A 15010-nucleotide genomic window follows, 5' to 3' on the forward strand; every position below is an offset into this window, starting at 1 on the left:
AGTTGCATATGTATCTGATAATAGAACTTCCATAGTCCGTTCTCTATGTAGAAGTCCAGATAGGCGGGTGCTTTCTCTATCACCTTGTCATGCTCGCTTCTGTTCATGTAAGCTATGATGGCATTTCCATACACCATCCCCTGTATTTCTACATTTCCTTGCTTTATGGCTTCGGCCTCAACCTGATTGAATAACATCAGCAATGTATCCATTTTTTGGTCGTCGGCAACTTCCGACATATATAAATAGCACAATCTGTTGTATGACTTCAGTTTATCAATGCCTTCGGAGTGTTCAATCACTTGCCGCAAAGAATCTTTTTGATGTTGCAGGTTATTGTGTGCTAAAACAGGTAAGGTGAAACATAAAAGGATTCCCCATAAAATAGCTATCAGACTGGTTTTATATTTCATATTGGTTGTGTGTTTACGCAAGTTCTTGATTTTTAATGCTTCAAAAATACAAAAAATATCATCAGGTGGAACAAATATGAAAGGATTTATAATAAATCATTCAATAGTGCCACAAGTAACCACTTTAGTGCCACTTGATGCCACCCCATTCAGATTCCATTGAATTACAGATACTTAAATCTATTTTCGTCCCGTATTACGATAGATACAAGTTATATAAAACAAATTACAATGGAAGAAAATCAGAATGAAGAAGAAGTATTGCTCGTGGCCGACAAAGACGACAACGGCAAACTCAAAGCAGTGGATAAGTCCGCTGCAAAGGAAGGGATATGGCGTTTGTTGCTACCCTCGATGGAAAACCTCGATGACTTTTTGAAAGTGGGCAAGCAGTCCTCCATCTTAGAGGATTTTTTTCTCAATTTCAGGCATCAGTTCCAGCAACCCACCGACTTTCCTTTCTACCGTATTCCCGCCTCCCTGCTGGATACGCTGGACGTGTTCACCGACATGCTCCGGCATCCCGAAGAAAACAAGGATTTCATCGACCTGTACAAAATCAATCCGAATGATTATCCGATACTGGCGCAGGAGCAGGAATCTCCCTCCGAAACGGAGCAGCAGGCACAACCGTTGGGCTTTGAGAACCGCGTGGATTGGGAACAGCTCGCCCGTCTGGGCATCACGCGCCGGTCGTTGGAACAGAGCGGCGATTTGTCAGCCGTCCTCTCCGGCGGCAAGTCCGGTCTGGTCACCATCTCCACCGAAATAGAGGGCATCCCCATCATCACGCAGGGACGCATCCATTTTCAGGAAGGCGCGGACGGCAAACTGGACTTGAAGATTGACTGCTACCGTCGTGAACCCGCCCTCGACCTGCCGTTCCACGGCGTACTCTTGGACAAGGAGACAAGGGATAATATCCTTGCCACCGGCAACGCCGGTCATCCCGTCCTTCTCCCGTTGGACGGCGGCGACCCCAAACCCTGCCTCGTTTCACTGGACAGGCTGACCAACAACCTCGTCGCCGTTCCGGTGGACGACATCCTTATTCCGATGGAGATCAAGGGCGTCACCCTCACCCCGGAGCAGCACCGCCAGCTCTCCGAAGGCGGCAAAGTACTGATAGAGGGCATGGACTCGCAGTGGAAAAGCAAGTTCGACGCCTACATGCAGTACAACGTAGCCAAAGAAAAGTTCGACTACAACTTCGACGGACTGGACAGGAATCGCTACAAGAAAATGGAACAGGAGCAAAAGGCATCCGCCGCACAGTCGCAAAGCAATGTACCGTCACAGGGCAACGCGCCGTCCCAGGACAATGCGCAGACCGCCGCCGCCAAATTCTTTGTCCCCAAAAGGCTGCTCGGCAAGGAACTCACCCCCGAACAGCAGGAGAAATTCGGCAAGATGGAGACTATCTACGTCACTGGCATGAAAGACCGCGACGGGCAACCGTTCAATGCCTATGTCCGCATGAACCTCGACCGGGGCAAGCCCGACTTCTTCCGCTACAATCCCGACAAAGCCAAAAGTCAGGCAAGGGAAATCACCCCCACCGCCGACCACAAGACACAGGTAGCAGTGAACAACGGCGCAACCGACGAAGCCACTAGGCATGTGCAACGACCGCTGAAACCGGCGGCGGCACAACCGGCGCAAGTCGAAGCCGCCAAGCAGGAGGGGAAGAAAGAAGTAAAGAAAAAGAGCGGCAAAGGAAGAAAATTATAAAAATGTAAAACCTGAAAAAGTAAAGTTATGAAAGTCATTATTGCAGAGAAACCGAGTGTGGCACGGGATATTGCCCTCATTGTGGGCGCTAAAGAGCGCAAGGACGGATACATGGAAGGTAACGGCTACACTGTTACATGGGGATTCGGCCATCTGGTGGGATTGGCAATGCCCGAAGCCTACGGCTTTGAAGGCTTCCGCCGGGAGAATCTCCCCATCTTTCCGGAGCGTTTCCGGCTCGTCCCCCGTCAGGTGAAGGACGGCAAACAGTACAAGGACGACCCCGGGGCAGTCAAACAACTTGCCGTTATCCGGTCACTGTTTGACAAGTCCGAGAGCATCATCGTAGCCACCGATGCCGGGCGAGAGGGTGAGTTGATTTTCCGCTACATCTACCATTACCTCGGTTGTACCAAGCCCTTCTCCCGTCTTTGGATCAGCAGCCTTACCGACAAGGCGATCCGTCAGGGCATGGACAACCTGAAAGACGGCAGAGAATATGACAACCTCTACCGCAGTGCCAAGGCACGCAGCGAAGCCGACTGGCTCGTCGGCATCAATGCCTCCCAAGCCCTTTGCCTCTCCGCCGGGCGTGGCGTCTTCTCCCTCGGCAGGGTACAGACACCCACCTTGATGATGATATGCAACCGCTACATGGAGAACAAAAACTTCACCCCGCAGAAATACTGGCAGCTACGGGTACAGTCCGGCACCGCCGACGTTACCTTTTCCGCCCTCTCCGCCGCTAAGTACGACAGCCGGGACGAAGCCGCCGCACACTTGCAGCAAATCCAGTCCTCCGGCACCCTGCAAGTGACCGCCGCCGAGAAAAAGGAAGCGTCGCAGGAGCCTCCATTGCTCTACGACCTGACCGCCCTCCAGAAAGAATCCAATGTCCGGCACGGCTTTTCTGCCGACAAGACCCTCTCCATAGCACAGAGTCTGTACGAAAAGAAGGTCACCTCGTACCCCCGTACCGGCAGCCGCTATATTTCCGACGATGTATTTGAGATTATCCCGGATCGCATCCGCCTCTTGACCTCATATCCTCGTTTTGCAGCCTATGCCGCCACATTGGACGGTCAGCCGCTCAACTCCCGTAGCGTCAATGCCGCCAAGGTCACCGACCACCATGCGCTGCTCGTCACCGAGAATCTCCCCGGCGACCTCTCACCGGACGAGCGCACCATCTACGAGATGATAGCCGCCCGCGTGCTCGAATCCTTCTCCGCCAAATGCCTCATAGAACGAACAGCCGTCACCTTGCAGTCTGCCGGTGTCGCCTTCTCCGTGCGTGGCAGCATCATCCGAGTCTCCGGCTGGCGTTCCGTGCTCAACCTTCCCGATGAAGCCGAAGAGGACAATGCCACCCTGCCCGAACTTCACGAAGGCGACTCCTTACCTATATATAATAGCGAAGCATTGGAGAAACAGACCAAGCCCCGCCCGCTGCATACCGAAAGTACCCTGCTTGCCGCAATGGAAAGTGCCGGCAAAGAATTGGAGAACGAAGAAGAACGTCAGGCAATGAAAGAGGCGGGCATCGGCACCCCTGCAACCCGTGCCGCCATTATCGAGACATTGTTCAGCCGTGACTACATCCGCCGTGAGAAAAAATCCCTCGTCCCGACTGAAAAAGGGCTGGCCGTCCATTCCATTGTTCGGGACAAGAAGATAGCCGACATCTCCATGACCGGCAGTTGGGAGAGTGCCCTTGCCAAAATCGAAACCGGCGGGATGGATTCCGACACCTTCCACCGGGGAATAGAAGTCTATACCGCACAGATAACCACCGAATTACTCAACGCCACTATCTCCATAGCGTCCGCAACGGACAGTCCCGTTTGCCCCAAATGCAAGCAGGGGCATGTGCTGTTCTTCAACAAGATAGCCAAATGCAGCAATGTGGACTGCACCCTGAAAGTGTTCCGCAGCATCTGTAACAAACAACTGACCGACAAACAGATCACCGAACTCGTAACCAAAGGCAAAACCGGTGTTATCAAAGGCTTGCAGGGCAAGAGCGGCAAATCATTCGATGCTGCCCTTGCCTTCGATGCACAGTTCAATGTTACCTTTTCCTTTCCCGACAAGGGGACGTCGGGTACGTCAAAGAAGAAAAAGTAACCCCGTCCATATCTATTTATCATTTTCGGGCAATCCCGCCCGAGCACTAAAAAGACAAATTATGAATAAGAAAAAGAAAAACAATCAGAAGAACAGACAACAGTTCCAGCAACAAGGAAAGCAGCAGCAACTGCAACCGAAACAACAAAGACCGCAGCACGAAAATCAGCAACAAGCGGTACAGCAACAAGCGGTACAGCAGCAGAAACAATCTGGACAACAACCGCAGGAATTGTCCTACTACCGTTTACTACTGCTTTCTTTCCTCAAAGAATCTCATCCCGAATTAGCCGGCGACAGCGACTTTATCACCGCCCGTGCCGACAGTGCCGCCGAAGAGTATAGCGAATCTATCCGTTCCGGTTCTACCCACGATGCCGCCTCCGAAGCCGCCAATCAAGTTTTATTTGCCGGACTTCACTTTTCCCGATACGATGTCATCGTCACCGTCCTTTGGAACGAGTTCAGCGATGTAGTGCCGCAGGGCAGTGCCAAGACCCTTGCCTTGCAGCTCCTTCCGGTTTGTGAAGAAGTCTTCTCAAAATACCCCCTTTCCGATGATTTTCAGTTCGAGCCTGCTTTCGACAACCTCTATACGGAAATCACAGGTACCATCTTAATCTGGTTGGACGAGAATGGCATACAATAAGAAAGCGCACCTGAAAGACAATATCGAAGCAATCAAACTGGCATTTGCATTGGAGCGTGAAGGGCGCACCGCCACCCCCGAAGAACAGGCAGTCTTGCGTGCCTATTCCGGTTTCGGTGGGATCAAGGCAGTGCTCAATCCCGCTTCCAGCCTTGCCGACGTTGCTCGTTGGACAAAGAGCGACCGCGAGTTGTTCCCACTTGTTTCCCAACTCCACAGCGTCATCCGCAGCCATTCAAAAGACGAAGCGGAATACAAGCGTTACTTTTCCAGTTTGAAAAACTCTGTCCTGACGGCGTTCTACACGCCTCAGGACATTGTATCAGTTCTTGCTTCCGAATTGGGCAACTACGGAATTGCCCCGTCCCGTTTCCTCGACCCGTCGAGCGGAACCGGAGTATTTGTCGATGCTTTCCAACAACATTCCGCACAACAGCAGCTATCTGAACAACAGCTATCTGAACAGCAGTCATCTGAACAGCAACCCTTCGAGCAGCAGTCATCCGAACAGCAGCCCTCTCGCACCGGATTATCCCCAACCGGATTATCCCGTCCCGAAATAGTCTGCTTTGAAAAAGACCTTCTGACCGGCAAAATTCTCTCTCACCTTCACCCCGAAGCTAAAGTAGAAATTACCGGTTTCGAGGATAGCGGGCTTCGTTACCTGAACCGTTTCGACATCACCGCTTCCAACATTCCCTTTGGCGATGTGGCGGTTTTCGACCCCTCATTCACCAAGAGCAAGAGCCTTGTCCGTCAGCACGCCGCCAAGAGCCTGCACAACTATTTCTTTCTGAAGGGACTGGACAACATTCGCGAAGGGGGCATATTAGCTTTTATCACCTCGCAGGGCGTACTGGACTCCCCGGCGAATGAAAACATCCGCTACCAGCTCATGCAACATTCCCATTTGGTGTCCGCCATCCGTCTGCCCAACAACCTCTTTACAGACGGTGCAGGCACCGAAGTTGGCAGTGACCTGATTATCCTTCAGAAGAAATCCGATAAGACAGAGCCGCTTACCGATGACGAACATGCGTTCATCGCCTCCAGCCCGCGACCGGAGGGGTTCAGCACGAATGACTACATCTTCCGGAATATCCCCATCATCCATACCAAAGCCAGTGTAGATACCGACCCCTACGGGCATCCCGCAATGGTTTACATCCACGAAGGTGGTTTGTCCGGTATCACTTCCCAGCTCCGGAGCTTGCTTCGCAATGACTTCTACCGTCGGTTGAACGTACCCCTCTATCAACAATTCCTCCAACATACCCAACCCACACAGCCAAGTGAAGCACCGGAACAAACCAAAGAAGTGGAACAAGCACCGGAGCAAGTTAAAGCACCGAAGCCTGCCCCAACCGAACCAAAGACCGTTTCACCCGAACCCAAAGCGACTTTGTTCAATTCTGGTACCGCTTCACCTGAATCGGCGGCGACTGCTGTATCAGCCTCTCCGGTAGTCGGCACACCCGAACCGAAAGAAGAAATCGAAATTTCCCTTTTTTCTCCCCCGGTATTGAGCCTGTACGACCTCTTTGAGTTCACAGCAGAAGAACGTACCCAGATAACCCTGAAACGTGGCAAACGCCGTTCCGCATCCTCCTCCCAAAAACAGCCAGTACAAGGCAACCTTTTCGGCGAACCGGCTACCGGTACAGCCCAACCCACCGTCAAGAAGCCCAAAGGAAAGCCTGTAGTGAAACCCACCGTTACCCCGGCAGCCTCCGGTGTCCCCAGCAGTGATAACAAAATCCCGTTTCGGACAGAAACCAAAATCGAAGACCGGGCAGCAACAGAAGCAGCAAGAATCGCCTCCGAAGAGGAACGCAAACAGCGGATGCAGCCCCGTCCATACCCCAACGAAATCCCGTCCCACTACAAAGACGGCTCATTGGTAGTTCTGGACAACGGTATCGGCTATATCCGCAACACCCAATTTGCCCCCATGTTCCACCCCCTCGAACTGCCCGACCGACAGTTCCGCAAACTCTCGCTCTATGTCGAAATCCGTGATACTTATCACGACCTCTACAACAGCGAAGCCACCGAACGCAAAGAAAACGCCGTCCGGCGCGACCGGCTCAACACGCTGTACGATGATTTCATCCGTCAGTTCGGCAACCTGAACAACCCGAAGAACATAGACCTGATCCGTATGGACAACGACAACCGGACAATCCTCTCACTGGAACGCTACAAAGACGGTCAGGCACTCAAAGCCGACATCTTCGACCATCCCGTAGCCTTCAACAAGAACGAGCTGACCCATGTCGATACCTCCGAAGAAGCCCTTGCCGCATCCCTCAACAAGTACGGCAATGTCAACCTCGAATACATGGCAAGGCTCACCGACAAGACCGAAGACGCCCTGCTCGATGACCTCAAAGGCCGTGTATTCTTCAATCCTCTCATCAAAGGTTACGAGATAGCCGACAAATTCATAGCCGGTAACGTCATTTCCAAAGCCGAAATGATAGAGGACTACATCGCGAACCACCCCGGCAACGACCGTGCCTCACAGTCGCTCGATGCCCTGCGTGCCGCCTTTCCCGTACCCATCCCATTTGAAGAACTCGACTTCAATTTCGGCGAACGCTGGATACCAATGGGCATCTACGAGAAATACGCCTCCCGTCTTTTCGATACCGACGTCAGGATCACCTACGCCGCCAGCCGCGACGAGTTCAGCGTCAACGCATCCGCCCGTGGCAACGTCCGCATCCGCGAACAATATTGCGTCAAGGCCGAGAGCCGCCGTTACGACGGACTTAACCTGATGAAGCATGCCATTCAGAACACCTCGCCCGACATCACCAAAAAAGTACAGGTAGGCGATGATGTAGTCAAAGTCCGCGACACCGAAGCCATCCAGCTTGCCAACAGCAAGATAGACGAAATCCGCAACGGCTTCAGCGATTGGCTGAAAGAACAGTCCCCGGAGTTCAAACAGCGGCTCACCGACATGTACAACCGCAAGTTCAACAACTCCGTTAAGCCTAAGTACGACGGCTCCATGCAGTCCTTTCCCGACCTTGACCTCAAAGCGTTGGGCATCCCCGACCTCTACGCCAGTCAGAAAGACGCCGTCTGGATGACCAAAATCAACGGCGGCGGTATCATCGACCACGAAGTCGGCGGCGGCAAAACCCTCATTATGTGTGCCGCCGCCTACGAGATGAAGCGTTTGGGATTGGCGAACAAACCGATGATTATCGGTCTGAAAGCCAATATCCACGAGATAGCCCAGACCTTCAAGACCGCCTATCCCAATGCCCGTGTTCTCTATCCCGGCAAAGAAGATTTCACCCCCGAAAACCGTGTCCGCATCATGCGTGAGATGCAAAACAACGATTGGGATACCATCATCCTCTCTCACGAGCAGTTCGGCATGATCCCCCAATCCCCGGAGATACAGAAACAAATCTTGCAGCAGGAACTGGATAGTGTGGAAGAGAACCTCGAAGTCCTCACCCAGCAGGGTGAAGACGTTTCCAATGGTATGCTCAAAGGCGTGGAAAAACGCAAGGCGAACCTCGAAGCCAAAATCAAGGCACTCACTTTCGACATCGAGAACCGCAAGGACGACGTCGTGGACTTCAAGCTCATGGGCATCGACCACCTGCTCGTGGACGAATCGCACAAATTTAAAAATTTGATGTTCACCACCCGCCACGACCGCGTAGCCGGTCTGGGCAACAGCGAAGGCAGCCAGCGTGCCCTGAACATGCTTTTCGCCCTCCGCACCATTCAAGAGCGTACCGGCAAGGATTTGGGAGCCACCTTCCTGTCCGGCACCACCATCTCCAACAGCCTGACCGAGTTATATCTGCTTTTTAAATACCTCCGTCCCAAGGAACTGGAACGTCAAGGCATCAACACCTTCGACGCATGGGCGGCGGTCTTTGCCAAAAAGTCCATCGACTACGAGTTCTCCGTCACCAACGAAATCATCCAGAAGGAGCGGTTCCGTTACTTCATCAAAGTCCCGGAACTTGCCGCCATGTACAACGAAATCACCGATTTTCGTACCGCCGAAGACATTGGTATCGACCGCCCCAAGAAAAACGAGATATTGCATAATATCCCGCCCACGCCCGACCAGCAGGACTTCATCCGGCGATTGGTAGCATTTGCCAAGTCCGGCAACGCCACCGTCCTCGGACGTCCCCCGTTAAGCCGCCGGGAAGAAAAAGCCAAGATGCTCATTGCCACTAACTATGCCCGCAAGATGTCCCTCGACATGCGCCTTATCGACGAGGACAAATACGACGACCACATAGATAACAAAGCCACCCATTGCGCCGCCCTGATAAACCAATACTATCAGAAATATAACGAGCACAAAGGCACCCAGTTCGTCTTTTCGGACTTGGGCACCTACAAACCCGGTCAGTGGAACACATACAGCGAAATCAAGCGCAAATTGGTGGACGACTACGGCATCCCGGCAGACCAGGTACGCTTCATTCAGGAAGCCAAGACCGAAAAGTCGCGCATGGCAATGATTAATGCCATGAAAGAAGGCAAAATCCGCGTCCTCTTCGGTTCCACCGACATGCTCGGCACCGGCGTAAAAGCCCAGCGCAAGTGCGTCGCCATCCACCAGCTCGACATTCCCTGGACGCCCAAAGATTTGGAGCAGCGCAACGGTCGTGGCGTAAGAAAAGGCAACGAGATAGCCAAACTCTTTGCCGACAACAAAGTCGATATTATCAACTACGCCGTCGAGAAATCCCTCGACAGCTACAAATTCAACCTGCTTCACAACAAGCAGTTGTTCATCACCCAGCTCAAAAAAGGCACGATGGGTGCCCGTACCATCGACGAGGGCAGCATGGACGAGCAGGGCGGCATGAACTTCTCCGAGTACGTCGCCATTCTCTCCGGCAACACCGACCTGCTCGACAAAGCCAAGTTGGAGAAGCAAATAGCCTCCCTCGAAAGCGAGCGCAAATCCTTCCACCGTGGCAAATCCTCCGCCGAAGCCAAACTGGAAAACATCATGCATACCGTCACCAAGAACGGCGACCTGATCGCCCGTATCACAACGGACTTGAACCATTTCCAGCAGCGCGTCCAGCGTGACAACCAAGGCACCCCCCTCAATCTTATCGAACTGGACGGTGTCAAAGGCAACGACCCCAAACTCATTGCCAAAAAGCTCGCCGAGATAGAGGACAAATCCCGTACCCACGGCACATCCCAGCCCATCGGCAAGCTCTACGGCTTCGACCTTTTAGTAAAGACCGAAGCCAGCATGAAAGACGGCTTCGACTTCATCGAAAACCGCTTTTTCGTCCGTGGCGAAGGCAATATCCTGTACAACTTCAACGGCGGCAGACTGGCAAAAGACCCCAACATTGCCGCCCAGATGTTCCTCCGCACCTTCGAAACCGTTCCCCCTCTTCTGGAGAAATACCAAAAAGAAGTGGAACAGATTTCCAAGGACATCCCCATCCTTCAGGAAGTAGTCAAAGAAACGTGGAAAAAAGAAGACCAGCTCCAACAGCTCAAATCCGACCTTGCCGCCCTCGACCGCAAAATCCAACTCTCCCTCAAACCCGTCAAACAGAACGAAGACAGCAACAGCAAGGACGAGAGCCAAACCAAGAACCAAGGTCACGGCATCACCCCGTCACCGGGAACACCTTCGGCAACGTCCCCTGCATCCGACGGCAAGCCCTACATCCACCAACCGCCCGACTTCCTTTCCGCCCCTCCGGAAAAGAAGCCCCCGCACCTGAACCAGCCCCCCGTCAGTTTCAGCATCAAAGATGCCATGAACTCGTTAGGCAGCAAACTCGTCATCGGTGGCATCCCCAAGCCCGGCAACAAGGACGACCCGGACACCGCCCACACTAACAAGCCCAAAGGCTTTAAACTTTAACTAAAAAAAGCCGCTACAACCTGTTAATAATAGCGTAGCGGCTTTACATCTTACTCCAAAATATATTTCCAATTTACTCTGTCTAATAAAAAATCTTCAACCCCTTTCTTATAAACATGTATTTTCCTTTTCTGGCTATGAAACCATGTTTTATCTTCGTATTCTTTATAAAGATTATAAATCTCATAATCAAAAGCTATTCCTTCGGGTGTTTTTTGAAATTCTTCATCTGTAAATGTAACATTTACAAGTTTGGATTTCCCCCAGCATGTAAAATTCGATAAAATAGAATTTATATGTGGGTCGGAGAATGAATATCCCATAGTAATTATAGCTCTACAATCATTGCAATCATTAGTAAATGCATTAAAACCTAAGTTAAAAGGGGTACTAAAGCCTCTTTGGGTTTTTGTATAACCTGTAATGATTGGAGAAAACAATAAAGGCTCATTTGGATTACCTCCATCAGGATTTAATGCTTTTATATATTTAGGAGCTTGGGGATTATAAATTACACTATATTTCATTTTAACAGGCTCAATCTCTGTGTCCAAAAATATAGAACCATGCAAATTAAAATGGCTTAAATGTACTTTTCTAAATCTTTGTAAATCATAAATAAATACTTTATTCCCATTTGCTTTGTCTTTTAAAGCTTCATATACTTTAAAATGTGGAGATAGAATTTGAGGAATTAAACGATCGTAGTTTGTAGTATATATTTTAATAGAATATCTTTTGTTCATTAGATAGCTTATGAATTCAATTAAACTTTTGTTTATTCTTTCATTCTTTTTGTCTAAAACATATTTATTATATTCTTTGATTTTATTTAAAACGAGATTTATAAAGTGTTGATAAATACTATGAATATAAATTCTTTGTTCATCTTCATTTTTATCTTTAAAAATTTCAGAAAAAGTTTCTTTCAAATCATAAATCACAGGGGTGAAAGATGTGTTTTTAACAGATTTACCTATGTTTGTAGAAGATATAATATAGTTCATCATAGATTCTATTGCAGCTATGAATGTTTCAAAATTAGCTTCTCCATAATCATAAAAACTATCTAATTTATTAAAGATAAATTCTCCAATAGTTTGCCCATTTATTGAAAAAGTATCATCTTTAATAAATGCTTCTTTAATACTTGATGAACTTAATTTTACCCATGGGAACACAAAGCCTGCTCCTAATAAAATGACTATCTGTTTGTTATTCCTATACTTCTTAGGCCTATGCTTATTATATAGTTTCATATTATTTTCTGATTATAATTTACATATAAAGTGTGAAATCTCTAATTATACTACATAACAATAATCCGTTTTACAAAATTTTCCATATTCGTTCATATTCTAATTTCCCCCAATAGTCTTCTTTTATATATGTTTTCATTTTGTTTCTCAATACTTCATCCTTTAAAAGTTCCTTTAATATATCATCTTCACAACGACACAACCATGTTGGTTTTATCATTTGTTTATTTTTAAAATGCAATGGATTTATCAAAAAATTAAAACATTCATTTACTGTACCAAATTGATCTAATATTGGATGTAATTCTTGCTGTTTAGTATCTTTTCTAATAAGAACTAATACAGCACAAACAGTTTCTTCTATTTGTTTGTATTTAGAAACATTGTTAAATGGTTCCTCAATTAGCATAGACAATGTTGCTACATCTAAAATCGGTATTCTGTAATTTGAATGTATAAGAGCTGCATAATACAGGGCATTTAGATTTTCTCTAAACCATAATATAGCTTCTTTCTTAAGATTTTCTGATAATGCCGGATACAATGACGCCAAATAGAAATAATCATCATTAATCTTAATATCATTTAATGATTTTATATTGTCTATAGTTACGTTTTGCGCATTTAGATAGCTACATAAAAGAAATGTAGCATTATTCGAATTATCATCATTATGAACACTCATAATGTTATTTATCAAAAATATAGCATCATTTATTTTGGGCTTATGTTTATATATCAAATTTGTTATATCTTTTCCAAATCTCATAAAATAAGTATTATCCCAAATGTGATTTATGATCGGATATAAATCAGAATAATTAATATTTTCACAATTTGATTTATTAATTATGCTGATAATATTTTGTATAATATTGCAAACAGAATCTCTATTAATAATTAAATAGTTCATACTATTATTATTATTGATACTCTCGTTTGCATTCCTTATAATTGAATTTATAAAAGAACAGCCATTTTCACTCAATATTATGTTTTCTATATTATAGCGTTTGTAAATTTTCAATAGATTTTCGTTTTGAATATGAAAAATAAGTATAAGTAGATGTTCTTTACTTAATTCGTCTATTTTGGTTTGGCCAAAGAACCTATCCCCATTTGATTTTGTCACATTACTGATAAGTATGCCTGCTGCTACATTATAATATATGTCTTTAGAATAATTATTATTGTCGCAAATAATAAAATTCTCATTACAAAAATCTAATTCCTGATATGATTTATGTTCCAAAAGAAATATTTTGCTATTTGAGGAAAAACCACCTTTTTCAGCAGAAACTCTTTGACCGGATAAATCTTCTTTTAAAATATCACTTTCAACTAAATTTATACTGTGAAAACGATACGAAAGCAAATCTTCAAGAACATGTTTAATCGATTTATCTATTGGAAGTTTTATTAAAACATCCTGCAAATCAATCCTCTCAATATCTTTTACAATTTTTTCATGATCAATATCACTTCTATTCATCAATTGAATTTTTATACCGTATCTTATTGCATGAATATTATGCATACAAATAAAGTACAAAATATATCTTTGTTTCTTCCAATTTTCATTGGCTAAATCTTTGTACATCAGATAAGCTTGATAATAATCACCTAATTTATATAGCAAATATGGCAATTCCAAATCTTCGATATTATATTTCTTTACTTGATGCCTTATTTTTTTTAAGTAATTGGATAAATTAATATAGTCGAGCTCATAAAAAAGTTCTATACCTGTTGTTGTAGGGAATAACTTTTTCAATTTTCTATAAAATGTTGTATTTACAATTTTAAGATTGTCTATTTTGAATATTCTATTTAAGTAAGCTTGCTTCCTTAAATAGAATATTTTACCATTATATTTATTGATGAATTCTTTTCTTCCTGTATATGTTTGTAATTTTTTTGTTAGATTCTTTATATATGGTGAGTGTATTTGTAGTCCACTTGAATGATAATTCCAAAAGGAAATTTCTTCTTCTGGAAAAATATACTTTAGTCCATTTCCTAAAACTTTAATTTCATCTTCATATGATTTAATACGTTTATATAAATAATCAATCAAATCGTTTTCTTGTCTATATTGTTTTATTAAAACCAATTGTTTATATAAAGCAATACCATATTGTGAAGTCAATCCTATATCATCTATATTAATTGATTGCATTTTTATTTTTTCATTTACAAATTCGGGAGTTAGTTCAACAATATTAATTCCTTTTTTTTCATAATAGTTTCTTTGTATTGAATCTATATCTTTATTAGTCAACAAGTAGATACGTTGCATATTTTCTTTTAGAATATTGCTTACGCTATTTAACAATATCTTAAGATTCATATCATTGAAAGAGAAACCAATAAATAAGATTAATTTTGATGCAAAAAGTGACTTTACAAAAGCATTGATTAATGGAAAGTTATTATTATAATTATAATAATCATTTTCCGTTAAAACAATATTCCCAACATTAAAATCTCCATGCATCTTAATAAGCATATTTTGATATTGAGTATATGGCAAATCTTCATCTTTCCTTATTATGTGATATTGCATAAACTTTTGTTCTATATTTTGCTCTATTAGATCATCATAATTAGTAGTTATTATGTGACAAGGAGCTAATTCTAATATAGCATCATGAATTGGATTAGGAGCAATTTTTCCATGCAATAACAACTCTTTTATTTTCTCGATATATTCTTTATAACCTCTTGAATCTTTATACAATTGTGCGATTTTCAAATCATCCGTTTCATTTTTCAAAGAATCTGGTAATTCTTTTTTAAGTCCTTGAATTAATTCACTCCACATAGGTACACCGGAATTCGCAGACACACCTGCACCCACAAACATAACGAGCTTACCCTGTTTACTTGCTTCTTGTATATGCAATATATTTGACAATTGTATATTTTCCATATGAAA

6 protein-coding genes and 1 pseudogene are annotated in these 15010 nt (G+C 45.3%); 4 read left to right on the forward strand and 3 right to left on the reverse strand.

Going from position 1 to position 15010, the window contains the following annotated elements; all coding sequences use genetic code 11:
• Nucleotides 1–413 (reverse strand): annotated as a pseudogene (locus D7V92_RS11095) (AraC family transcriptional regulator); the annotation flags it as partial.
• 231 nt (nt 414–644) lie between these two features.
• On the opposite strand from D7V92_RS11095, the gene D7V92_RS11100 reads away from it, so the two are divergent.
• The 4 genes from D7V92_RS11100 to D7V92_RS11115 all read left to right on the forward strand — a co-directional run bounded on the left by D7V92_RS11100 (nt 645) and on the right by D7V92_RS11115 (nt 10813).
• Nucleotides 645–2144, forward strand: a complete 1500-nt coding sequence (locus tag D7V92_RS11100) for a DUF3945 domain-containing protein (RefSeq protein ID WP_121772886.1) — start codon at nt 645–647, stop codon at nt 2142–2144.
• Nucleotides 2145–2171: 27 nt separating this feature from the next.
• Nucleotides 2172–4271, forward strand: a complete 2100-nt coding sequence (topB, locus tag D7V92_RS11105) for a type IA DNA topoisomerase (protein ID WP_121772887.1) — start codon at nt 2172–2174, stop codon at nt 4269–4271.
• A gap of 61 nt (nt 4272–4332) precedes the next feature.
• Nucleotides 4333–4920 carry a DUF1896 domain-containing protein gene (locus tag D7V92_RS11110; protein ID WP_121772888.1) on the forward strand — a complete coding sequence of 196 codons (588 nt, stop codon included), beginning with the start codon at nt 4333–4335 and terminating at the stop codon, nt 4918–4920.
• Complete coding sequence (locus D7V92_RS11115; RefSeq protein ID WP_121772889.1) at nt 4907–10813, forward strand: N-6 DNA methylase; 5907 nt, start codon at nt 4907–4909, stop codon at nt 10811–10813. Before D7V92_RS11110 ends, D7V92_RS11115 begins: the two co-directional genes overlap by 14 nt.
• Before the next feature lie 50 nt (nt 10814–10863).
• Here the strand turns inward: D7V92_RS11115 and D7V92_RS11120 are convergent, their stop codons facing one another.
• Together D7V92_RS11120 and D7V92_RS11125 are read right to left on the reverse strand one after the other, a co-directional pair.
• Complete coding sequence (locus D7V92_RS11120) at nt 10864–12072, reverse strand: SIR2 family protein (RefSeq protein WP_121772890.1); 1209 nt, start codon at nt 12070–12072, stop codon at nt 10864–10866.
• 70 nt (nt 12073–12142) lie between these two features.
• Nucleotides 12143–15004, reverse strand: coding sequence for an SIR2 family protein (locus D7V92_RS11125; RefSeq protein ID WP_005805530.1), 2862 nt, complete (start codon nt 15002–15004; stop codon nt 12143–12145).
• Between the last annotated feature and the right edge of the window lie 6 nt (nt 15005–15010).

The organism is Parabacteroides sp. CH2-D42-20 (assembly GCF_003670185.1).
Classification (GTDB): Bacteria; Bacteroidota; Bacteroidia; order Bacteroidales; family Tannerellaceae; genus Parabacteroides; species Parabacteroides distasonis.